Genomic DNA, 20,273 nt, shown 5'->3' on the forward strand with positions numbered 1-20,273 from the left:
CACGTCAAGTGCTTGTTTCCATACTGTGGTTGAACGGGCTGCGGCGCAGGTCACGGACGTCTTCACAGCCGGTCGGCGGGGATCTCGAAGACGAAGGCGATCTCGCCCTTCTCGTTCTCGCGCTGCCCGGCCCGGGCGAAGCCGAAGCCCGCGAGGGTGGCCAGGGAGGCCAGGTTGTCGGAGGCGATCGTGGCCCGCACGGTCCTGACCCCGGGCTCGGCGGCGGCCCTCGCGAGCAGCGCCCGCACCATGGCGCGGCCGTAGCCCCGACGGCGCTGCTCCGGCACGACGGTGTAGCCGATCTCGATCACACCCGACTCGTCCGGCGGACCGTGGAACCCGGCGTCACCGATGACGGTCCCGTCCGGCTCGGACACCGCCGCGCGCGTGATCCAGGGCGCGGCGGACGGGTCCCTTTCGAGCTGGTCGGCGCGGTAGCCGAAGATCCAGCGGGCCCGGTCACCGACGAAGTGCGGGTCGAGGGCGACCCCGGCCTCGGCACTGCCTCCGGCGAGGTCGCCCTCGGACAGTGCCCGAAGGGCCTTAGCGTTCAGCTCGACGAAGCGGACGCGGCGGGGGAGGGGAGGTTGGTTGTTCATCGCGGGCGACGATAGGGCAGGGCGTGAGGGGTTGTCGGGGCATTATTCGACCGCGCCGTCCAGGAACGCGGCCCAGGCGGCCGGGGCGACGGCGAACTGCGGGCCGTGGGGGTTCTTGGAGTCACGGACGTGGATGGCAGCGGGGTGGGCGGCGACCTCGACGCAGTTGCCGCCTTCGCCGTCGCTGTAGCTGGACTTCTTCCAGTCGTAGGCGACTTCGATGCAGTTGCCGCCTTCGCCGCCGCTGTAGCTGCTCTTGAACCAGGCCAGACCGGTGGTGCTCATAGCTCTCCCAGCATCTTCTCGACCAACTCCAGGGACTCGCGGGGCGTGAGTGCCTGCGCCCGGATGATCCCATAGCGCTCGGTGTACATGCGCACCTCTTCCGGGTCGGTGATCAGTCGGGCGTGCCCGTAGCTCTCGGTGTAGGCGACTTCCCGCCGCCCCTTGGGGGTGAGCAGGGTGAACGCGCCCTCCATGCCTGGATGTTCCTCGCGTTCGGTCGGCATGATCTGGAGGTGGACAGTCCTGAGCCGGGCAACCTCGGCGAGGCGCCGCAACTGTTCCCGGAAGGCGTCCCAGCCGCCCAGCGGGCGTCGCAGCACCGCCTCCTCGACGACGAAGCTCATCGTCGGCCCGGGCCACTTCTCGAAGATCACCTGACGGGCCAACCGGTCCGCCAACCTCTTCCCGATCGTCTCCTCGTCATAGAGGGGACGGCGGTGACGGAAGACGGCCTCCGCGTAAGCGGGCGTCTGCAACAGCCCCGGCACCGCCTGCACCTCGTAATAGTGCAGGGCCACCGCCTCCGCCTCCGCCTTCGCGAAGCTCCGGAACCAGTCCGGGTGCCGCACCCGCGCCCGGGAAACCGCCTCCCGCACATCTTCCACCGCAGCCGCCAGCACCCCGCCCGCCCCGATCACCGGGTCGACCTGGAGCAGGAAGTCCGGCTGGGGGACCCGTACGCCCCTCTCGATCGAGGAGATCAGATCCTCGCTGCAATGCGTGACGGCGGCCAGCTCCGCCTGGCTCAGGCCCGCGTTCCTCCGCAGCACCTTGATGATTTTCCCCAGCGCCCGGAAAAGGTGCGCCGTACCGTCCACCTCGGAGGGCCGTTCCGGCCGCTCCTCGTCGTTCCCCGACATCCGTACCGCCTTCTTGGCGTACCCGTACAGTTACTCAGCGTCGTGGCGTCGCTGCTGGTCAGCGTACGGCCGGCGGGCCAGGCTCGGGAACATGAAGTCCGAAACCTCCACTCCAACCGGTGAGTTCGTCCTACGCTTGTCGGCCACTCGTCGTGGTGCCCGGCTGGCCCGGCTGCTCGCCGTGCACCAGCTGCACGACTGGGGCGTGACCGGGTCCGTGGGCGAGGCCGTCGAGCTGGTCGTCGCCGAACTCGCCAGTAACGCGGCGTCCCACGGGCGGGTGCCCGGGAGGGACTTCGAGGTGCGGATGTGGCGGGGCGACGACCATGTGCGGGTCGAGGTGTCGGACGCGCGGGGCGAGCGCCGGCCGTCACCTCGTAAGGACCCGGACGAGGGCGGTTACGGGCTGCTGCTCGTCGCCGCGCTGGCGTCGGCGTGGGGGGTGAGGGAGAGGTGTGTCGGCAAGACGGTCTGGGCGACCGTCGCGGTCACCCCCGCCGCTCCACCACTCCCCGTACGTACGCCGCCTGCCCCGCGTGCTGGAGATCGTCGGCGATCACCGAGACCAGCCGGACACCCAGGGTGACGGGCGGGTCCCAGGCGGTGTCGACGATGCGGTCCAGGTCGGCGTTGGTCAGCGACCGCACCAGCTCCTCGGTCCGCGCGTGCACCGCGTCGTGATAGCCGAGCAGCAGCTCGCCGGAGGCGCGTACGGCCCCGACCTGGGCACGCGTCTGGCCGTACCCGGTGGCCCGCTTCGGGAACGGCAGCCCGAACCGGTCCCGCCAGCCGTCCGCGTCCCACAGCTGCTCCCGGTCGAACGCGTCAGCGAGATGATCGTCCTGGATCCGGGTGAGGTGCCAGACGAGCCAGGCGATCGAGTTCGCGTCCGGATCGATCCGCGCGGCGAGCGCGTCGTCACCGAGGCCGTCGACGGCCTCGTGGACGGCCTCCCGCACCCTTCCGAACGAGTCGGCCAGCAGACCGGCGCTGTTCATGGGGACTCCTTCCGACGACTCGGTCGGTCATGTGTCCAGACTACGTAAACACCTCGGAAGGGGTGTGGTGCTCGCCGTCTACTGCGGCACGAGATCTTCCGGCACGCTGTGGTCCGTTCAACGCGCGTCGACCCAGTCGAGATCCCGTTCCCCGGCCCTGTACTCCCGGGCCCCACACCCCGTACCGGAGGACGCATGCGTGCCCGGATCACCCCGCTCGGCACCCTGCTCGCGCTCGTCGCGGGCCTGCTCACCGCGCTCGTCACCACGACCCCCGCCCAGGCCGCGCCCCTCTTCAAGGCGCCCTACCCCTGCGGCCAGACCTGGACCTACAGCCACCACTCCGCCGAGGTCCGCCAGGCCCTCGACTTCATCCGCTCCGACGGCGGCACCACCGCCGGCACCCCGGTCCTCGCCTCGGCGTCCGGCACCGCCTACCGCTACTCCCAGCCGGACGGCGCGGGCAACTACATCGCGATCGAGCACGGCGGCGGCTGGAAGACGTACTACTTCCATCTCAACGCCTACTCGGTGGCCAACGGCGCCACGGTCTCCCAGGGCCAGCAGATCGGCACCACCGGCAGCACGGGCAACAGCTCCGGCGCCCACATCCACTACGAGCAGCTCTACAACGGCGTCGGCCAGCCCATCTCGATCAACGGCGCCTCCCTCGCCCCCTACCCCGGCTCCTACGGCTCCAAGTCCCTGACCAGCGACAACGGCTGCTCGGGCGGAGGCGGCGGAAAGTACTGGGTCGACACCTTCGCCAACGCCACCGGCTACGCCCAGGCGAACACGAACGACCCGCAGGGCGTGCTGAACGCGGGCACGAACTACGTCTCCTGCAAGGTCTGGGGCGAGGAGGTGCGAGGCGGCTCCGGCAGCTTCAACCACTGGTGGCTGAGGACCGACCTGGACACCGTCTACGCCGGGAAGAACGGTCGCGGCGCGTACGTCTCCGCGTACTACCTGTCCCGCTGGGGCAACGACGAGGCCCGGGACAACAACGGAACGGTCATCCCCGACTGCTGACCGGCCCGCCCCGGCCGCCCTGCCCGGAAAAGGGCAGGAGCCCCGCTCGTGCCCGAAGGCGCGGAGCGGGGCTCCTTGGGTACTGCTCTAGTCGTGCGTGTTCGCCGACCCAGGCACCTTAGGCCGGGGAGACGTTCTCCGCCTGCGGGCCCTTCGGGCCCTGCGTGACGTCGAAGGTCACGAGCTGGTTCTCCTCGAGCGAACGGAAGCCGTTCGCGTTGATCGCGGAGTAGTGGACGAAGACATCCGGGCCGCCGCCGTCCTGGGCGATGAAGCCGAAGCCCTTTTCAGCGTTGAACCACTTCACGGTTCCGGTAGCCATGAGCCCTCCTATGGGCCAAAGGGTCGCCCTGCTCCAGAACCTGCAAACAAGTCTGAAAACTACAAAAGCCTGCGGGTTACATGCTCCGCAGGCTCTGTACTGCAAGGGAAACCAAACTGCAACTTGCGTCGAGCCTAGCACGCAGGACGCTCAGGACGGTAGAGGGAAAGATCACGTCACCCGCATGGTCTGATCTCGCTCCGCGTGCTGACGCGCGTGCCCCGGCGATGCCCACGGGACGAGACGGGTCTAGCCTCACGATGTGGACAATGCAACCGACGACCAGCAGCGCAGCCGGCCCCGCGTCGGGCACATCCAGTTCCTGAACTGCCTCCCCCTCTACTGGGGTCTGGCCAGAACCGGAACGCTTCTCGATCTGGAGCTCACGAAGGACACCCCGGAGAAGCTCAGCGAGCGGCTCGTCCGCGGGGACCTCGACATCGGACCCATCACCCTCGTCGAGTACCTCCGCAACGCCGACGACCTCGTCGCCCTCCCCGACATCGCCGTCGGCTGCGACGGACCCGTCATGTCCTGCGTGATCGTCTCCCAGCTGCCGCTGGAGGACCTGGACGGGGCGCGCGTCGCGCTCGGTTCGACCTCCCGCACCTCCGTGCGCCTCGCGCAGCTGCTCCTCGCCGAGCGGTACGGCGTGGCGCCCGACTACTACACCTGCCCGCCGGACCTCGGCCTGATGATGCAGGAGGCGGACGCCGCCGTCCTCATCGGCGACGCCGCCCTCCGCGCCTCGCTGCACGACGCGCCCCGGCTCGGCCTCCAGGTCCACGACCTGGGGCTGATGTGGAAGGAGTGGACGGGCCTCCCCTTCGTCTTCGCCGTCTGGGCGGCCCGCAAGGACTACCTGGCGCGCGAGCCGGAGACCGTCCACGAGGTCCACCAGGCCTTCCTGGCCTCGCGTGACCTCTCCCTGGAGGAGGTCGCCAAGGTCGCGGAGCAGGCCGCCCGCTGGGAGACCTTCGACGCCGAACTCCTGGAGCGGTACTTCCGTACCCTCGACTTCCGCTTCGGCCCCGAGCAGCTCGCCGGGGTCCGCGAGTTCGCCCGCCGCACCGGCCCCACGACCGGCTTCCCGGCGGACGTCACCGTCGAACTCCTCCCGCCCGAGCGCCGCTAGGACTCGCGCCGGTCCGGCACCGGGGGCTGGAGCCACTGGCTGATCCATTCGATCGAGCCCGCCTCCAGCCCCCGGATGTAGGTCCGGGCGTTGTGCCCGCCGTCCGGTATCACCTGGAGCCGGCTCTTCACCGGACCCTTGGTGTACCTGTGGATGAACCGCCGTACGTCCGGCGCGATCCCGGTCTCCCGCGAGCCGAGCTGGAACGCCAGGTACACGTCGTTCGCCGGCGTGTCCGGCCGCCGGACGAGCCGGCTCGCGAGCCGCCCCGGGTCGTTCGCCCGCCGCGCCGCCTCGTGTCCCCGCCACAGCGGCGAGTCCGGAACCGTGTCCGGCCCCGAGGCGATGACGGCCTTGAACCGGTCCGGATGCTGGAGCACCGACTTGAGCCCGACGAAGCCGCCCGAGGACGAGCCCATGAACGCCCAGCCGTCCCGCGAGGCGAACGTCCGGAAATTGGCCCGGACGAAATCCGGTACGTCCTCCGCGACCCAGGTCCCCATTCTCGGCTGCCCCGGAATATCGCTGCCGTCGTAGTAGTGGTCGAAGTCCGGGTTGAGGACCGGCATCACGACGATGAACGGAAGGCTCTTTCCCTCCCGGGACCACCGGGAGATGCCCGACTGGAGTCCGAGATCCGTGCCCATCCAGTAATTCACCGGATATCCGTGCCCGCCCGGCAGCGCCTCCAGGACGGGGAACCCGCTGTGCGCGTACGCCGGGTCGAAATACTGCGGAGGCGCCCACACCCACACCTTGCCCGTGAAACCGGACTTCCGGCCCCGCAGCGTCGCCACCCCGATACGGGTGCCGTCCTCCACCTTCCCGGCGACCGCGAACCGCGCCCGGGGGCCGCGCGGATAGACGGTCACGGGCTGCCCCGGCGCCGCCTTCGGCCCCGAGGTCGGCCCGCCGAACATGAACGGCTCGTCCTTGCCGCCGTCGCAGCCGCCGAGCAGGGAGAGCGGGACGGCGAGCGCCAGGCCCGCGGCGAGGGAGCGGACGGCGGCGGCCGGGCGGGGCCTCCGGGACGGGCGGGACCTCCAGGGCGTGCGTGCCATCGGGCGACTCCGGTTCCTTCAGGGCAGGTGATTCCGAAGGAGGAGAGGGGCGCGGAGCCCGGAAGGTTGCCCTGGCGTACGCTGGTTCTGACTCCTCAGAACCCCTCCGAAAGGGACACACCCGGTGACCGAGAAGGCCGAACTCACGTCGACTGATGTCGCAGCCGTTCTCGACCGCGCCGCCGCGGGCGGCCGGATCACCCCGGAGGAGGCGCTCGACCTCTACCGCTCGGCGCCGCTCCACGCGCTGGGCGCCGCCGCCGACGCGGTGCGCCGCCGCCGGTACGCGGGAACCGAGCACATCGCGACGTACATCATCGAGCGGAACATCAACTACACGAACGTCTGTGTGACGGCGTGCAAGTTCTGTGCCTTCTACGCGGCCCCCAAGGACACCAAGAAGGGCTGGACCCGCGACCTCGACGACATCCTGCGCCGCTGCGCGGAGACCGTCGAGCTCGGCGGCACCCAGATCATGTTCCAGGGCGGCCACCACCCCGACTTCGGCGTCGAGTACTACGAGCAGCACTTCGCCGCCATCAAGGCCGCGTTCCCGCAGCTGGTCATCCACTCCCTCGGCGCGTCCGAGGTCGAGCACATGGCCCGGATCAGCGGGGTCTCCGTCGAGGAGGCCATCACCCGGATCCACGCCGCCGGTCTCGACTCCTTCGCGGGCGCCGGCGCCGAGCTGCTGCCCGCCCGGCCCCGCAAGGCCATCGCCCCGCTCAAGGAGAGCGGCGAGCGCTGGCTGGAGATCATGGAGATCGCCCACAAGCTGGGCGTCGAGTCCACCTCCACCATGCTGATGGGCACCGGCGAGACCAACGCCGAGCGGATCGAGCACCTGCGCATGATCCGTGACACGCAGGACCGGACGGGCGGCTTCCGGGCCTTCATCCCGTACACGTACCAGCCCGAGAACAACCACCTCAAGGGCCAGACGCAGGCCACCCTCTTCGAGTACCTGCGCATGATCGCCATCGCCCGGCTGTTCCTCGACAACGTCGCCCACATCCAGGGCTCCTGGCTGACCACCGGCAAGGAGGTCGGCCAGCTCTCCCTGCACTACGGCGCCGACGACCTGGGCTCGATCATGCTGGAGGAGAACGTCGTCTCCTCCGCCGGAGCCAAGCACCGCTCCAACCGCCTGGAGATCATCGACCTGATCCGCAAGGCGGGCCGCGTCCCGGCGCAGCGCGCGACCACGTACGAACACCTGGTCGTCCACGACGACCCGGCGAACGACCCGGTCGACGAGCGCGTCGTCTCGCATCTCTCGTCCATCGCGATCGAGGGCGGCACGGCCCACCCCGAGCTGAAGCTCCTCGACGCCAACTGAGGCCGAAGGTGCTGACCCTCCACGCCGCAGAGGCGTCACCCGAGACCGCCGTCCTCGTCGACGGCGCGTACATCGCCGCCGTCGGTCCGTACGAGGAACTGGCCGCAGCCAACGAGGACGCCCGGCTGCGGCTGTGGCCGGGCATCCTCACGCCCGGCCTGCTCAACCCGTACGGGCCCGAACTGCTCGAAGCCACCTACCACCCGGACCCCCGCGAGGCCGAGGAGTTCGGCACCCAGCCGATCCACGGCGAGCGGGCCCGGGAGATCCTCGACGCCTACCCCGTGAGGGCCGGCGCCTCAGCCCGGCGCGGAGTGCAGCGGCTGCTCGCGCTCGGGATGGTCGCCGTCGGCGGAGAACTGCGCGCCCGGGCCGCGCAGGACGCGGTGCGCAGGGCCGGACTCGTCATCGGACGGCGCCCCGCCACGATGCCCGGACCGCCCTCCCTCGCGCCGAGGCCACTCGTCCTGCTGCCCCGTCTGGCGCCCGGCAGCCCGGCACGGTTCGCCGTGTTCGACGTCCCCGACCGGGCGGCGCTGGTCCGCCTGGGCCCCGCCACCTGCGTGGCGACCGTCCTCGGCGGCCGGCTGGTCTTCCGCCGCCGGTAACCCCCCCCGTCCGGGCTCAGCCGCCCCTGACCGGCGCGCCCTTCTTCTGCACCGGGTACGCGTCCGCGTACGTGAGCAGATCGGTGAAGCGCGGGTCGCGCACCACGGCCAGCAACTGGTCCGGCGTCACCGGCGCCGACGCCCCGGCCGAGGGGTCGACGGAGAGCAGCACGCTGCTCCTGCCGTACCGGGTGACGACCATGGACCCCAGGGTCTCCGGCCGGTTCACGGCCATCCCGTACACCTGGGCGGTCCTGCCCCCGTCCAGAGCGACCTTCTCGCAGGTCGTCCGCTTCGACGGGACGTTCCGGCACTCCTGGAGGCGCTCGCCCTCCGCCGGCCGGACCGACAGCTTCACCGGGAAGGTCGTCCCGCCGGCCGTGATCCGGTACCCGGACACCTCGTCCGCGACCGGCCGTACGTCCGCGACGGACGCCGGGAGCAGCTCGTCGAGCAGCGCCGACACCTGCTGCTGGAACTGGGCGCGGCGCGCGCCCTCCTCGGTGGAGACCTTCTCGGGCGGTGTCTGCCCCGGAGTCGGCTCGACCCGAACCGGCGTGTGGTACGCCGAGGGGAAGGCCGCCGGAGGCGCCGCCGGCAGGGCGGCACCGGGGTCCGCACCGGGCAGCAGGGTCAGTCCGAGCGCTGCGGCGGTGACCGTGCCGAAGACACCTCCGGCGACGGTGAGCCGGGCCCGCGCACGGCGTCTGCGGCCCTGCCGCACGGCGACGGGCACGAGGTCGGGAAGGGGAGGAAGCTCCTGGGCCGTGCGGTCCATGGCACGGCGGAGCATCGTTGCGTCGTCCACTCGGGGTGCCTCAGCTTCCGATGGCGTGGTGGAGGTGGGGATCGGCGGTGTAGAGGTGTGCGTCGCCCAGCTGGTCCCGGAGCCGGGCCAGTGAGCGCGAGCACTGGCTTTTGACCGTCGCCTCGCTGCAGCGCAGGAGCGAGGCGACGGTCTCCACACTCAGGTCCTCCCAGTACCTCAGGACGACCATGGCGCGGGCTCTGGGCGGGAGCTCGGCGAGCGCGGCGAGCAGCGTGACCCTGAGGTCCGGCTGCTCGGTGGTCCGCGCCGGGCCGAGCCCGCCGGTCTTGGTGAAGGCGAGCAGATCGCGCAGGCGGCGCCGCCGCTCGGCCAGGAACGTGCGGGTGAGCACGGTCTTGGCGTAGGCGTGCGGATGCTCCGCCGCCCCTGCCCGCCGCCAGTGCTGGAAGAGCTTGGCGAGGGTGGTCTGTGTGAGGTCGCGGGCGGTCTCCGCGTCCCCGCACAGCAGGTACGCGGTGCGGTACAGCCGCGTCTGCGCGGACCGGGCGAACTCCTCGAACCCGATGTCCGAGCCAAGCGGTGACGGCATCTCGTTCCCTTCGTCAGCACTGTCACCCTTCCCTGAGCGCGCTCGCCGGGAAAAGGTTGAAGCGGGTCCGGGAAAATCTTCCGGGGGCCGGGGCCGGTCCCCGCCCGCCAGGGGGGCGGCTGCCACAATGGCCGGGTGAGCCGAGCATCCCTGGACAAGCAGCCGCACGAAGTCGCCTCGATGTTCGACGCCGTGGCGGCGAACTACGACGTCACCAACGACGTCCTGTCCCTCGGGCAGGACCGGCGCTGGCGCAAGGAGGTCGCGAAGGCGGTCGACGCGCGGCCCGCGCAGAAGGTCCTCGACCTGGCCGCGGGCACGGCGACCTCCTCGCAGCCCTTCGTGCGCGCCGGCGCGTACGTCGTCCCGTGCGACTTCTCCCTGGGCATGCTGCGGGTCGGCAAGCGCAACCACCCGTGGATGCCGTTCACGGCGGGCGACGGCACGAAGCTGCCGTTCCGCGACGACGTCTTCGACGCCGTCACCATCTCCTTCGGGCTGCGGAACATCCAGGACACCGACGCGGCGCTGCGCGAGCTGTACCGGGTGACGAAGCCGGGCGGCCGGGTCGTCATCTGCGAGTTCTCGCACCCCACCTGGAAGCCGTTCAGGACCGTGTACGAGGAGTACCTGATGCGCGCGCTGCCGCCGGTGGCCCGCGCCGTCTCCTCCAACCCCGACGCGTACGTCTACCTCGCCGAGTCCATCCAGACCTGGCCCGACCAGCCCGCCCTGGCCGGCCTGCTCCGGAAGGCCGGCTGGTCGAAGGTGGCGTACCGCAACCTGACGGGCGGCGTCGTCGCCCTGCACCGCGGTTTCAAGGCCTGAGCCCACCCCCGCGAACCCCCGCAATAGACTTCGACCAGCCCCTTTCCTCGACCCCTTCGGGAGATCCGCCGTGACCGAGCAGTCCCTCTCCGAGCACAGCGCTGATGTGATCGTCGTCGGGGCGGGCCCGGCCGGTTCCACCACGGCCTACTACCTGGCGAAGGCCGGACTCGACGTCCTCCTCCTGGAGAAGACGGCGTTCCCCCGCGAGAAGGTCTGCGGCGACGGCCTCACCCCGCGCGCCACCAAGCAGCTCGTCTCCATGGGCATCGACATCTCCGAAGAGGCCGGCTGGCTGCGGAACAAGGGCCTGCGGATCATCGGCGGCGGGGTGCGCCTCGAACTCGACTGGCCCGAGCTGGCCTCGTACCCGGACTACGGTCTGGTCCGCAAGCGCGACGACTTCGACGAGCAGCTGGCCCGGCAGGCGCAGAAGGCCGGCGCCCGGCTGTACGAGCGCTGCAACGTCGGCGCGCCGGTCATCGACGACCGTACGGGCCGGATCACCGGCGTCCACGCCAAGCTGGGCGAGGAGAAGCGCGAGGTCACCTTCCACGCGCCGCTCGTCGTCGCCGCCGACGGCAACTCCACCCGGCTCTCCCTCGCGATGGGCCTGCACCGGCGCGAGGACCGGCCGATGGGCGTCGCTGTCCGGACGTACTTCACCTCGCCCCGGCACGACGACGACTACCTGGAATCGTGGCTGGAGCTGTGGGACCGGCGTGGCGCGGAGGACCGGCTGCTGCCCGGCTACGGCTGGGTCTTCGGCATGGGCGACGGCACGTCCAACGTCGGCCTCGGCATCCTGAACTCCTCCAAGGCCTTCCGCGAGCTGGACTGGCGCGAGGTCCTCAAGGCCTGGTGCGCCTCGATGCCGGAGGACTGGGGCTTCACCCCGGACAACATGACGATGCCGATCCGGGGCGCCGCCCTCCCGATGGCCTTCAACCGCCAGCCGCACTACACCCGGGGCCTGCTGCTCGTCGGCGACGCGGGCGGTCTGGTCAACCCCTTCAACGGCGAGGGCATCGCGTACGCCATGGAGTCCGGCCAGATCGCGGCCGACGTCATCGTCCAGGCGCACGCGCGTGCGACCCCCGCCCAGCGCGAACTGGCCCTGCGCAACTACCCGCAGGTCCTCAAGGACACCTACGGCGGGTACTACACGCTGGGCCGCGCCTTCGTGAAGCTCATCGGCAACCCGAAGGTCATGAAGATCGCGACCCAGCGCGGACTGACGCACCCGCTCCTGATGAAGTTCACGCTGAAGATGCTGGCCAACCTGACCGACCCGACGGGCGGCGACGCGATGGACCGGATCATCAACGGTCTGTCGAAGGTGGCCCCGAAGGCCTGATCGCCGTCAGGCGCGGGCCGCTGTCAGGCGCAGCTCTTGACGGCGGCGAACCGTCGCGTCACGGAGGGCCGGGGGACGATCGCGCGGGGTTCCGCGCCGATGCCCGGTCCGTCGTGACGGCAGAGACGGCACGGCCAGACCGTCTCGGTGAGCAGGGCGAGCAGATGGAGCTGGGCGCGCGACAGGCCGCCCAGCTTCTCCCGCATGTTGGTGACGTGGAACTTGACGGTGCGCTCGGTGATGCCGAGGTACTCGGCGAGGTCCGTGTTGGACTCTCCGCCGGGCATCGCCGACAGGACCTCGATCTCGCGGTCCGTCAGCAGGTCCAGATGGCGCACGGCGGTGGTGACCGGGTTGATCCGGGCCGCTCGCGACTCGCCCTCGCCTAATCCTGGTCCGCAGTACGGGCAGTGACGAAGCATGTGTCCCCCCCAGAGACGGCGTTCGTTGGACGTGGTGCGAGGGAACCGACCTCGGTTCCTCCCGGGAACGGTAACCGGATCGCCTCACGAAAGGTTGCCCGCGGCGGCGGGACGGGACGTCCCAGGGACGTCCCGTCGGCCGGAAAACGCCGTCGGGCTCCCGTCGCGAAGTGCGCGGGAGCCCTCTCGGTGTCGTGGCGCGCGGGTCAGCCTGCCGCGGCGGCCGCCAGCCGCAACCGCTCGTTGAGCTCGGTCTTCGCCTGGTTGAGCGCCTCGGCGTTCTGCTCGATGCTCCGCTTCTGGTAGGCGCTCTCGACGGTGAACCAGATCCCGACGAGGTTGGCCTTTTCCTTACAGGCGACGTCCTGTTCGGCGGCGGCGACGGCCCGGGGGCTCCCGTAGCTGTTGGGGTCGAGCTTCAGGTCGCTCTGCGGGCTGACGGGCTCGTCCACCTTGTAGCCCTTCTCGGCCATGCAGGCGGACCAGGCCTTCACCGCGGCGACGACCCGGGAGTCCTCGCGGGAGCGGGAGTTGGCGTCCATCACCATGTTGGTGACGAACATGCTGTCCATCGTGCCCTTCTTCGGCGCGTAGACCGTGAGGTAGCCCTCGCGGAGACAGCCGCCGACGGGCACCTTCTTCCCGGCGAGGGTCTTGCCGCTGTCCGCGGTCGCGGACTCCTCCAGGCTCATCGGCTGGGGGCCCTTGTGCTCGGGGCCGTTGAGCGCGAGCCGGCCGCTCTCGCTCAGCGTCTGGACGGCCGGCTTGTCGGGTGTCCCGGCCCCCCGGTTCGGGGTGTAGCCGTAGCGGGCGGCGACGTCGGCGTCGGTCAGGCCGTAGCGCCGGGAGTCGGCGGACCGGCCGCCGGGGGAGGGGGGCAGGGGCAGCTCGTACGAGAACCCGAAGCGGGTCATGCAGTCGCTGGTCACCCGGGCCTGGGCCCGCTCCAGTGTGCGGCGCTGCTCGTCGGTGGTCGCGTAGCCGTCGAGCGGGAAGGAGAGTCCGGTCGTCGAGAGCAGCCGGGGGACCGTCCCGATCTCCGGCTCCTTCGCGGAACCGCCGCCACCACCACCGGACTCGGAGGAACAGGCGGTGAGGAGCGCGGCGCTCAGCAGGAGGACGGTCGCGCGAGCGGCGAGTGGACGCATGGGGCTGCTCCAGGGGCGGGTGCGTGTCTACCATGGGAGCAGCCGTTGCTCTGCCCGCCTCATTCGGGCGGAGCAACGGCTGCCTTGGTGGTGCGTGCCGGGTCGGAGAACTACGCCGGCGGTTCAGCTGGTGGTGCGGACCCCGAGGATCAACGGGCCTTGTAGTGGTACGCGGAGGAGATCTGGTTCTTGAACGTCGTGGAGGCGTTGCCGACGTAGCCGGGGGGCAGGCTGCCCTCGACGCCACCCGCGTACGCGTCGGTGTAGACCCACCACGTCAGGGAGTCGGCGTTGTAGTACGACGCGGTGTTGTCGTTCACCGACTGGCCGGCGCCGTTGCCGGGGCCCGGGAACCAGTCGTCCGAGAAGTTGTCGTCCGCGATGTAGAGATCGAAGACGGCGCCGGCCTGGTTCGAGTTGTAGAACAGGCCGAACTCGCCGCTCTCCAGGTAGCCGTTCTTGCCGGTCGCGGCGGAGGCCGAGCCGGCGGTGGCGAGCGCGCCGGCGCCGATGGCGACGAGCGCGACGGCCGTGGCGGCCACGCGACGGAGTGCAGTGCGCTGCATGTCGATGCCTTTCACATAGCTGTTGCTTGAGGGACTGCTGCGGCCCGGAGCGGGCCGGTGTCCATACGAACATCGCCAACTCAACCGCGTCCACTGTCCGTTGAGACAGTTACCGGTGCGGCGCCGCCGGGCTATCCTCGGCCTTGTCGAGGCGCCCGCCGGGCGCCGGAGACCCACCGCGCGGAGGCCTTGTACGTGGCGTAGCGCAACGCCGCGTCGGCCTCCTCACGCGCGTTCCCTAGAGACGCCCGTGACGGGGACTCCCCGTCGGAAGGACCGTTCTGATGAGACGCCTCATGGCCGTTCCCGTGCTGATCCTCGCCCTCGGGCTCGGGGGGTGCTCCAGCGACGGGGACAGCGCGACCCCGTCCGGTCCGAGCACCGGCACCACCTCCGCCCCTACGTCCGCCCCCTCCTCCGCCCCCTCGTCCGGCGGGCCTTCCGCCGGGGCCTCGCAGGGCGCCGGCGTCTGGGGCGCGTACTACGACTGCCTGGGCGCCCAGGGGCTCAAGCTCCAGGACCGCGAGGGCGGGCAGAAGCGCGTCGACAAGGACGCCAACACCGCCGAGCAGATCACCGCGGCGGAGAAGGCGTGCGCCCCGAAGGTGCCCAACAGGCCGCGGGTCGACCCGGCCCGGCTCGCGGTGGCCGAGAAGATGTCCGCCTGCATGCGGGAGAAGGGCGTCACCGACTACCCGGACCCCGACCCGGCCACCGGCGCCGTACCGCTGACCGGCACCCTCGCCGACCGGATGAAGAGCGACGCCAAGGTGATCGCGGCGCTGAAGGCGTGCGCGCCCACGGCAGGAGGCGGCAACGGCGGGACGGTCGTCGGTGGCTGACGACACCCCGGCCGGCGACGCCGTGACCGCGGCGGACCACCCCACCTCCGGCGGCGACACCGTGAGCGCGAAGGACTCCCGGACCCCCGGCGGCGACGCCGGGGGCGCCCGGATGTCCCGGCGTCGCTTCTGGGTCGCCGCCCTCGTCGCGGGCGCGGTCGCCCTGACCGGCGCCGGAGTGGCGGCCACCTCGCTGATCCGGTCGCCCGCCCAGGTCGCCGCCGACGCCGAACCGCCCCCGCAGGACGTACTGATCGCCCGGGTCGAGAACCGGGTCCTCGCGGAGACCGTCGTCCTGCGCGGCACCGTCGTGGCCGGCCAGACCATCCAGGTCGCCCCCGTCTCCGCCGGCGGCGAGGGCGGCGCCGCCCCCGTGATCACCAAGGTCTCCGTCAAGAGCGGGGACGCGGTGCGCTCGGGCAAGGTGCTCCTGGAGATCTCCGGCCGGCCCGTCTTCGTACTGCCCGGCGCCCTGCCCGTGTACCGGGACCTCAAGCCCGGCGCCACCGGCGACGACGTGAAGCAGCTGCAGACCGCGCTCGCCGCCCTCGGCCACGGCCGCGGCGGCGACGCCAAGGGCACCTTCGGCCCCGGCACCAAGGACGCGGTCGAGGAGTTCTACGCCTCCGTCGGCTACGACCCCCGGCCCGCCGTCGACGACGACGGCGCGGCCGTGGACGGCGCCAAGGCCGCCGTCACCGGCGCCGAACGGGCCGCCGTCGACGCCCGCGACGCGCTCGCGGCCAACACCGACGACGCACAGAGGAAGCAGCTCAAGAAGGCGCGCGACCGGGCCGCCGAGGACCTGGACGCCGCCCGCCTGACACTGGAGAAGGCCGAGGCCGCCGCCGGTCCGATGGTCCCGGCGGCCGAGGTCGTCTTCGTACGGGCCTTCCCGGCGCGGGTCGCCACCGTCACCGCACGGCCGGGGGCGCAGGTCTCCGGCACGGCGATGACCCTCTCCTCCGGCAGGCTGATGGCCCAGGGCTATCTCCAGGACCACCAGAAGGGCCTGGTCCGCGCCGGACAGAAGGTGCGGATCCTCGCCGAGACGACCGGGCAGGAGACGACGGGCCGGGTGGTCTCGGTGGCCGGCACCCCCAGCAGGGAGCAGGACCAGCAGCCGGGTTCGGGCTCGCAGGGCTCCGGCTCCGGCTCCGGCGGGAACGACACCAACGGCGGGGGAGGGGACGGCGCCCAGGGCAACGGCTCCGTCGGCTACCTCTTCACCGTCGAACCCACCCGCGAACTCCCCTCCGGGCTCGCCGACCAGGAGGTGCGCCTCACCATCGAGGCCGCCTCCACCGACGGCAAGGCCCTGGTCGTCCCGGTCACGGCCGTCTCCGCGGGCGTGGACGGCCGGACGGTCGTCACCACGGTCGACGGCACCGGCCGACAGGTGCGCGTCGAGGTGCGGACCGGCACGACCGGCGACGGATTCGTCGAGGTCGTCCCCGTCACCTCCGGGGCGCTCAAGGAGGGCGACGAGGTGGTCACCGGGGTGAACCCGGGCGTGGCGTCGGGGAAGTCCCAGGGGTCGCCGTGAGCGATCAGGACGTCCCGGTCATCGAGTTCCGCGCGGTGAGCCTGACCTACCCGGGCCCACCGCCCGTCGCCGCCCTGAGACCGTGCGAACTCACCGTACGGAAAGGGGAGTTCATCACGGTCGTCGGACCGTCCGGATCGGGCAAGTCGACCTTCCTGAACGTCGCCGGACTGCTCGACGCCCCCACCGGCGGCACCTACCTCCTGGACGGCATCGACACGGCCGAGCTGCGCGACGGGGACCGTACGGCCCTGCGCGGGCGGCGGATCGGCTTCGTCTTCCAGTCCTTCCACCTGCTCCCGCACCGCAGCGCCACCGAGAACGTCATGCTCTCGATGGTCTACTCGGCGGTGCCCCGGGCCGAGCGCCGGGCCCGTGCCCGTACCGCCCTCGAACGGGTGGGCCTCGGCCACCGGGCCGACGCGCTGCCCGGCCGGCTGTCGGGCGGCGAACGCCAGCGGGTGGCCATCGCCCGCGCCCTGGCCGGCCGCCCCTCGCTGCTGCTCTGCGACGAGCCGACCGGCAACCTCGACTCCGACAACGCGGGATCGGTTCTCGACCTCCTCGGCGAACTGCACGCGTCCGGCATGACCATCCTCGTGATCACCCACGACGCGGAGGTGGCCGAACGCGGCCAGCGCACGGTGACCATCCGCGACGGGGTGCTGAGCGAACCCGTGACGGAGGCGACACGGTGAGGCGATCCCCCCGGGGCGAACGGCCCCGCAAGCGGAACCGGGTGGTCGAACCCTCCCGGCTGGCCGCCCGCGACGTCCTCGCCGAGGCCGTCGCCGGCATGCTCCAGCGCCCCGGCCGCTCGGTGCTCACCGCGCTCGGCACCGTACTCGGCGTCGGCACCTTCGTGGCGATCCTCGGGCTGACCGCCACCACCTCCTCGCAGATCGACGCGCGGTTCAACCTGCTGACGGCCACCGAGGTGACCGTCGAGGACGTGGCCCGCGAGCAGAACGAGTTCGCCGATCCCGCCTTCCCGGCCGACGCGGACGCCCGCATCGAACGGCTCGGCGGCGTCGAGGACGCCGGTGTCTACTGGACCGTCCGCCTGGAACCCGGCACGGCCGTCCGCTCCGCACCGGTCGGCGACGGTCAGGGCAGCGAGCGGATCGAGGTCGTCGCGGCGTCCCCCGGAGCGCTGCGCGCGGCGGCGCCGACGCTCGCCCAGGGCCGGCTGTACGACGAGTTCACCTCCCGGTCCGGGCAGCCGGTCGCGGTGCTCGGCAGATCGGTCGCGACCCGGCTCGGCATCACCACCCTGGAGACCCGGCCCGCGGTGTTCATCGGCGACGAGCCGTTCACGGTCGCCGGGATCATCGACGACGTGCGGCGCAGGGCCGACGTCCTGATGTCGGTGACCGTGCCGAGGACGACCGCCGAGAAGCTGTGGGGGCCGCCGCAGCAGGGCGACGCGAAGATGCTCATCACGACCGCGACCGGCGCGGCCGGCCAGATCGCGCGGGAGGCGCCGGTCGCACTGCGCCCGGACCACCCGGAGTACCTGAAGGCGATCCCTCCGCCGGACCCCAAGGCCCTGCGGGCGGGCGTGACCGACGACCTGGACCAGCTCTTCCTGCTGCTCGCGGCGATCTGTCTGGTGATCGGCGCGGTCGGGATCGCCAACACCACGCTCGTCGCGGTCCTCGAACGGACCGGGGAGATCGGCCTGCGGCGGGCCCTCGGCGCCAGAGGACGGCACATCACGGTCCAGTTCCTCACGGAATCAGGCGCTTTGGGGGCGATGGGCGGCCTCGTCGGCACGGCGCTCGGGGTGTCCACGGTCATCGCGGTGGCGCTGGTGCGCGACTGGACCCCGGTCATGCACACCGGGACGGTGATCGCGGCCCCGGCCGTCGGCCTGGTCACGGGAGTCGTCGCCGGGCTCTACCCGGCCTGGCGGGCCTCACGGATCGAACCGGCCGAGGCGCTGCGCCGCTGACAAGGGCTCCGTAGAAGCCGCCGCTGACGCGCCGAAGGGCCGTCGCTCCCCCGAGGAGTGACGGCCCTTCGGCGTGAAGAGGGGTGGATCAGAGGATGCGGACGGCGCCCGAGGGGGTGTCCCAGTCCAGGGAGCGCTCGACGACGCCCGTCGAGGGGTTCTGCGCGCCGACGTACTTGCCGCCACCCACGTAGATGGCCACGTGGTACGAACCGCTGCGGCTGCCCCAGTAGAGGATGTCGCCCGGCTGGAGGTTGCTCAGGGAGACCGAGGTGCCCCTGCTCGACTGGTCGCCGGAGATGCGGGGCAGGTCGATGCCGGCCTCGCGGTAGGCGGCCTGGACGAGGCCGGAGCAGTCCCAGGAGTTGGGGCCGGTGCCGCCCATGACGTACGAGTCGCCGATCTGGGCACGGGCGAAGGCCACGATCGCGGCGGCGGAGCCGGAGGGCGCCTGCGTGGTGCTCTCGCTGCCGCCGGCCGAGGAGCCGCTGTCCGAGGACGAGCCGCTGTCGTTCGACGAGCCCGTGGACGTGGTGGAGAGCTGGGTGCGCGCGTTGTCGCGGGAGGCGCGCTCCGCGGCCTCCCGGCGCTCCTGCTCGGCCTTGAGGCGGGCCTTCTCGGCCTTCTCGGCGGCGGCCTTGCGGTCGGCCTCGGCCTTGGCCTTCTTGGCCTCCTGGGAGGCCTTGAGGAGGGCCGTGTTCTCCTGCGTGGCGAGGCTCTGGTCGAGAGCCTCCTGCTGGGAGGCCTCGGCGGAGGCGGCGACGGCACTGGCGAGGCCCGTGCCGGCGTCGAGCGAGCCGAGGGTGGGCATTTCGATGGTCTCGGTCACCGGCTCGGCCGAGGCCGGCCCGGCAGCACCGGCCACCGCGATGGTGCCGAGGACGCCACCGGCAACTCCGGCTCGCAGCGCGAGCTTCGAGGCGCTGCGGCGGGGCTTCCGGTGGCTGGGTATGTGAGCGGTGTGGGACATGGGAACAACCGCTATCAGGGCTTCAGGGTTCCCTTCAAGAAACGTGGGTTGCGCCACAGTTACGTTTGGAACCCGCGAATCCGCTTCCGTGGCGCCCTTATTGACGCCGTAACGGGCAAATCGGGCGCGACCCATCCGGGCCTTGATCACGGGTTTTCATTGAAACGTCCGAATTGCCCGACGCTTACCACCTCTTGACGCCGATGGCCAAGCCCCGCTTTTTTCGTGACCTTCGCGGTGTGGTGCAGGTCACACCCCCGTCTCACGAACGCTCGTGAAAGCGCGCACGCGTCCACCCCCGTACGCCGGACCCCCCGACCGGGCGACGGACGGTTCCTCTATCACCCGTACGCGTCCATCACCAATTTGCTTGTAGTGGCCATCACTTGATAGAGCGACACCCCCTCCGATCAGCGATTTCCGGTCCGGATGTCACATCTGGTGATCACCTGGGCGCTTCGCGCAACAAGATCACCGCTCATCCGACTTCATGATCCTTCGTCAGGTGGTGGAGATCACAAAGTCGTTGCTGTACCCCGTGTCGCAGATCACAGAGGGGCGGGCATAAGATGCGGGGCAGCCGGGCTTGTGAACTGCCTCACATGGGGGCGATCTTTCACTCCGGCCGTGCGGTCCAACGGTCAAGGACGACTGGAAGGAGCGAGGAGCGTGAATGCGTACGCGCCCGTCCTCGTGCTCGGTGCCCTGGGTGCGGGGTTTGCGATCTTCTCCGTGGTCATGGCCACGCTTATCGGGCCAAAGCGGTACAACAGGGCAAAACTTGAGGCGTACGAGTGCGGCATCGAGCCGACGCCCACTCCCGCCGGAGGCGGTCGCTTCCCGATCAAGTACTACCTGACGGCGATGCTCTTCATCGTCTTCGACATCGAGATCGTCTTCCTCTACCCCTGGGCCGTCACCTTCGACGCCCTGGGGCTTTTCGGGCTCGTGGAGATGCTGCTCTTCGTGCTCACCGTCTTCGTCGCCTACGCCTACGTGTGGCGTCGCGGCGGCCTGGAATGGGACTGAGGGGCTGAGGGGCA

General features: G+C 71.1%; 24 protein-coding genes. 12 read left to right on the plus strand and 12 right to left on the minus strand.

Going from position 1 to position 20,273, the window contains the following annotated elements; all coding sequences use genetic code 11:
* Positions 1-62: 62 nt before the first annotated feature.
* The 3 genes from V4Y03_RS19860 to V4Y03_RS19870 are packed head-to-tail and all read right to left on the minus strand — an operon-like array spanning position 63 to position 1,744.
* Entirely contained in the window at positions 63-599 is a 537-nt protein-coding gene (locus V4Y03_RS19860) for a GNAT family N-acetyltransferase (protein WP_317877096.1), read from the minus strand.
* Positions 600-641: 42 nt separating this feature from the next.
* A complete protein-coding gene (locus tag V4Y03_RS19865; RefSeq protein ID WP_332435800.1) occupies positions 642-884 on the minus strand; it encodes a DUF397 domain-containing protein in 243 nt (80 codons plus the stop codon).
* Positions 881-1,744 (minus strand): helix-turn-helix domain-containing protein, encoded by an 864-nt coding sequence (locus tag V4Y03_RS19870; RefSeq protein ID WP_317877094.1) that lies wholly within the window; start codon positions 1,742-1,744, stop codon positions 881-883. Before V4Y03_RS19870 ends, V4Y03_RS19865 begins: the two co-directional genes overlap by 4 nt.
* 91 nt (positions 1,745-1,835) lie before the next feature.
* Here V4Y03_RS19870 and V4Y03_RS19875 point away from each other — a divergent pair, with 91 nt between their 5' ends.
* On the plus strand, positions 1,836-2,330 hold the full coding sequence (locus V4Y03_RS19875; protein ID WP_332435801.1) for an ATP-binding protein: 495 nt from the start codon (positions 1,836-1,838) through the stop codon (positions 2,328-2,330).
* On the opposite strand, the gene V4Y03_RS19880 is transcribed toward V4Y03_RS19875, so the two are convergent.
* Positions 2,233-2,742, minus strand: coding sequence for a mycothiol transferase (locus tag V4Y03_RS19880; RefSeq protein ID WP_317877092.1), 510 nt, complete (start codon positions 2,740-2,742; stop codon positions 2,233-2,235). The genes V4Y03_RS19875 and V4Y03_RS19880 overlap by 98 nt on opposite strands.
* A gap of 195 nt (positions 2,743-2,937) precedes the next feature.
* Here V4Y03_RS19880 and V4Y03_RS19885 point away from each other — a divergent pair, with 195 nt between their 5' ends.
* Positions 2,938-3,774: a M23 family metallopeptidase gene (locus tag V4Y03_RS19885; protein ID WP_317877091.1), complete on the plus strand. Its 837-nt coding sequence runs from the start codon at positions 2,938-2,940 to the stop codon at positions 3,772-3,774.
* A gap of 118 nt (positions 3,775-3,892) precedes the next feature.
* On the opposite strand, the gene V4Y03_RS19890 is transcribed toward V4Y03_RS19885, so the two are convergent.
* Complete coding sequence (locus V4Y03_RS19890) at positions 3,893-4,096, minus strand: cold-shock protein (RefSeq protein WP_015035453.1); 204 nt, start codon at positions 4,094-4,096, stop codon at positions 3,893-3,895.
* A gap of 262 nt (positions 4,097-4,358) precedes the next feature.
* On the opposite strand from V4Y03_RS19890, the gene V4Y03_RS19895 reads away from it, so the two are divergent.
* On the plus strand, positions 4,359-5,231 hold the full coding sequence (locus V4Y03_RS19895; RefSeq protein WP_317877090.1) for a menaquinone biosynthetic enzyme MqnA/MqnD family protein: 873 nt from the start codon (positions 4,359-4,361) through the stop codon (positions 5,229-5,231).
* Here the strand turns inward: V4Y03_RS19895 and V4Y03_RS19900 are convergent.
* Complete coding sequence (locus tag V4Y03_RS19900) at positions 5,228-6,292, minus strand: alpha/beta hydrolase (RefSeq protein WP_317877089.1); 1,065 nt, start codon at positions 6,290-6,292, stop codon at positions 5,228-5,230. The two genes, V4Y03_RS19895 and V4Y03_RS19900, sit on opposite strands and share 4 nt — an antisense overlap.
* Positions 6,293-6,416: 124 nt before the next feature.
* Between V4Y03_RS19900 and mqnC the strand changes: the two genes are divergently transcribed.
* On the plus strand, positions 6,417-7,631 hold the full coding sequence (gene mqnC, locus V4Y03_RS19905; RefSeq protein WP_317877088.1) for a cyclic dehypoxanthinyl futalosine synthase: 1,215 nt from the start codon (positions 6,417-6,419) through the stop codon (positions 7,629-7,631).
* Between the two features lie 8 nt (positions 7,632-7,639).
* The gene (locus V4Y03_RS19910; protein WP_332435802.1) at positions 7,640-8,239 is read left to right on the plus strand and encodes an imidazolonepropionase-like domain-containing protein; all 600 of its coding nucleotides are present in this window, start codon (positions 7,640-7,642) and stop codon (positions 8,237-8,239) included.
* 16 nt (positions 8,240-8,255) lie between these two features.
* Here V4Y03_RS19910 and V4Y03_RS19915 read toward each other — a convergent pair whose 3' ends face one another.
* Positions 8,256-9,047, minus strand: coding sequence for a hypothetical protein (locus tag V4Y03_RS19915; RefSeq protein WP_332435803.1), 792 nt, complete (start codon positions 9,045-9,047; stop codon positions 8,256-8,258).
* Between the two features lie 10 nt (positions 9,048-9,057).
* A complete protein-coding gene (locus V4Y03_RS19920; RefSeq protein WP_317875157.1) occupies positions 9,058-9,597 on the minus strand; it encodes a SigE family RNA polymerase sigma factor in 540 nt (179 codons plus the stop codon).
* A 135-nt stretch (positions 9,598-9,732) separates the two neighbouring features.
* Here V4Y03_RS19920 and V4Y03_RS19925 point away from each other — a divergent pair, with 135 nt between their 5' ends.
* Both V4Y03_RS19925 and V4Y03_RS19930 read left to right on the plus strand, forming a co-directional pair.
* Complete coding sequence (locus V4Y03_RS19925; protein WP_317875156.1) at positions 9,733-10,425, plus strand: demethylmenaquinone methyltransferase; 693 nt, start codon at positions 9,733-9,735, stop codon at positions 10,423-10,425.
* 70 nt (positions 10,426-10,495) lie between these two features.
* On the plus strand, positions 10,496-11,782 hold the full coding sequence (locus tag V4Y03_RS19930) for a geranylgeranyl reductase family protein (RefSeq protein WP_332435804.1): 1,287 nt from the start codon (positions 10,496-10,498) through the stop codon (positions 11,780-11,782).
* A 23-nt stretch (positions 11,783-11,805) separates the two neighbouring features.
* Here V4Y03_RS19930 and V4Y03_RS19935 read toward each other — a convergent pair whose 3' ends face one another.
* The 3 genes from V4Y03_RS19935 to V4Y03_RS19945 all read right to left on the minus strand — a co-directional run bounded on the left by V4Y03_RS19935 (position 11,806) and on the right by V4Y03_RS19945 (position 13,918).
* Positions 11,806-12,204: a response regulator transcription factor gene (locus tag V4Y03_RS19935; protein ID WP_332435805.1), complete on the minus strand. Its 399-nt coding sequence runs from the start codon at positions 12,202-12,204 to the stop codon at positions 11,806-11,808.
* A gap of 206 nt (positions 12,205-12,410) precedes the next feature.
* Entirely contained in the window at positions 12,411-13,352 is a 942-nt protein-coding gene (locus tag V4Y03_RS19940; RefSeq protein WP_332435806.1) for a hypothetical protein, read from the minus strand.
* A 149-nt stretch (positions 13,353-13,501) separates the two neighbouring features.
* Positions 13,502-13,918, minus strand: a complete 417-nt coding sequence (locus V4Y03_RS19945; protein ID WP_317875152.1) for a peptidase inhibitor family I36 protein — start codon at positions 13,916-13,918, stop codon at positions 13,502-13,504.
* Between the two features lie 284 nt (positions 13,919-14,202).
* Between V4Y03_RS19945 and V4Y03_RS19950 the strand changes: the two genes are divergently transcribed.
* From V4Y03_RS19950 to V4Y03_RS19965, 4 genes are read left to right on the plus strand one after another with little or no spacing between them, the layout of a single operon-like run.
* Positions 14,203-14,760: a hypothetical protein gene (locus V4Y03_RS19950; RefSeq protein WP_332435807.1), complete on the plus strand. Its 558-nt coding sequence runs from the start codon at positions 14,203-14,205 to the stop codon at positions 14,758-14,760.
* Entirely contained in the window at positions 14,753-16,306 is a 1,554-nt protein-coding gene (locus V4Y03_RS19955; RefSeq protein WP_332435808.1) for a peptidoglycan-binding protein, read from the plus strand. The genes V4Y03_RS19950 and V4Y03_RS19955 overlap by 8 nt, the downstream gene beginning before the upstream one ends.
* Positions 16,303-17,004 carry an ABC transporter ATP-binding protein gene (locus V4Y03_RS19960; RefSeq protein ID WP_332435809.1) on the plus strand — a complete coding sequence of 234 codons (702 nt, stop codon included), beginning with the start codon at positions 16,303-16,305 and terminating at the stop codon, positions 17,002-17,004. The genes V4Y03_RS19955 and V4Y03_RS19960 overlap by 4 nt, the downstream gene beginning before the upstream one ends.
* On the plus strand, positions 17,001-18,260 hold the full coding sequence (locus V4Y03_RS19965) for an ABC transporter permease (protein WP_443079805.1): 1,260 nt from the start codon (positions 17,001-17,003) through the stop codon (positions 18,258-18,260). Before V4Y03_RS19960 ends, V4Y03_RS19965 begins: the two co-directional genes overlap by 4 nt.
* Positions 18,261-18,348: 88 nt before the next feature.
* Here the strand turns inward: V4Y03_RS19965 and V4Y03_RS19970 are convergent, their stop codons facing one another.
* Positions 18,349-19,230: a C40 family peptidase gene (locus V4Y03_RS19970; protein WP_332435810.1), complete on the minus strand. Its 882-nt coding sequence runs from the start codon at positions 19,228-19,230 to the stop codon at positions 18,349-18,351.
* 669 nt (positions 19,231-19,899) lie between these two features.
* Between V4Y03_RS19970 and V4Y03_RS19975 the strand changes: the two genes are divergently transcribed.
* Positions 19,900-20,259 (plus strand): NADH-quinone oxidoreductase subunit A, encoded by a 360-nt coding sequence (locus V4Y03_RS19975; protein WP_019888619.1) that lies wholly within the window; start codon positions 19,900-19,902, stop codon positions 20,257-20,259.
* Positions 20,260-20,273: the final 14 nt, after the last annotated feature.

This window comes from Streptomyces sp. P9-A4 (assembly GCF_036634195.1).
GTDB lineage: Bacteria > Actinomycetota > Actinomycetes > Streptomycetales > Streptomycetaceae > Streptomyces.

Coding starts and splice junctions, on each gene's coding strand:
- V4Y03_RS19860 (WP_317877096.1), bottom strand. CDS start 599: ATGAACAACCAACCTCCCCTCCCCCGCCGCGTCCGCTTCGTCGAGCTG.
- V4Y03_RS19865 (WP_332435800.1), bottom strand. CDS start 884: ATGAGCACCACCGGTCTGGCCTGGTTCAAGAGCAGCTACAGCGGCGGC.
- V4Y03_RS19870 (WP_317877094.1), bottom strand. CDS start 1,744: ATGTCGGGGAACGACGAGGAGCGGCCGGAACGGCCCTCCGAGGTGGAC.
- V4Y03_RS19875 (WP_332435801.1), top strand. CDS start 1,836: ATGAAGTCCGAAACCTCCACTCCAACCGGTGAGTTCGTCCTACGCTTG.
- V4Y03_RS19880 (WP_317877092.1), bottom strand. CDS start 2,742: ATGAACAGCGCCGGTCTGCTGGCCGACTCGTTCGGAAGGGTGCGGGAG.
- V4Y03_RS19885 (WP_317877091.1), top strand. CDS start 2,938: ATGCGTGCCCGGATCACCCCGCTCGGCACCCTGCTCGCGCTCGTCGCG.
- V4Y03_RS19890 (WP_015035453.1), bottom strand. CDS start 4,096: ATGGCTACCGGAACCGTGAAGTGGTTCAACGCTGAAAAGGGCTTCGGC.
- V4Y03_RS19900 (WP_317877089.1), bottom strand. CDS start 6,292: ATGGCACGCACGCCCTGGAGGTCCCGCCCGTCCCGGAGGCCCCGCCCG.
- V4Y03_RS19920 (WP_317875157.1), bottom strand. CDS start 9,597: ATGCCGTCACCGCTTGGCTCGGACATCGGGTTCGAGGAGTTCGCCCGG.
- V4Y03_RS19935 (WP_332435805.1), bottom strand. CDS start 12,204: ATGCTTCGTCACTGCCCGTACTGCGGACCAGGATTAGGCGAGGGCGAG.
- V4Y03_RS19940 (WP_332435806.1), bottom strand. CDS start 13,352: ATGCGTCCACTCGCCGCTCGCGCGACCGTCCTCCTGCTGAGCGCCGCG.
- V4Y03_RS19945 (WP_317875152.1), bottom strand. CDS start 13,918: ATGCAGCGCACTGCACTCCGTCGCGTGGCCGCCACGGCCGTCGCGCTC.
- V4Y03_RS19950 (WP_332435807.1), top strand. CDS start 14,203: ATGAGACGCCTCATGGCCGTTCCCGTGCTGATCCTCGCCCTCGGGCTC.
- V4Y03_RS19970 (WP_332435810.1), bottom strand. CDS start 19,230: ATGTCCCACACCGCTCACATACCCAGCCACCGGAAGCCCCGCCGCAGC.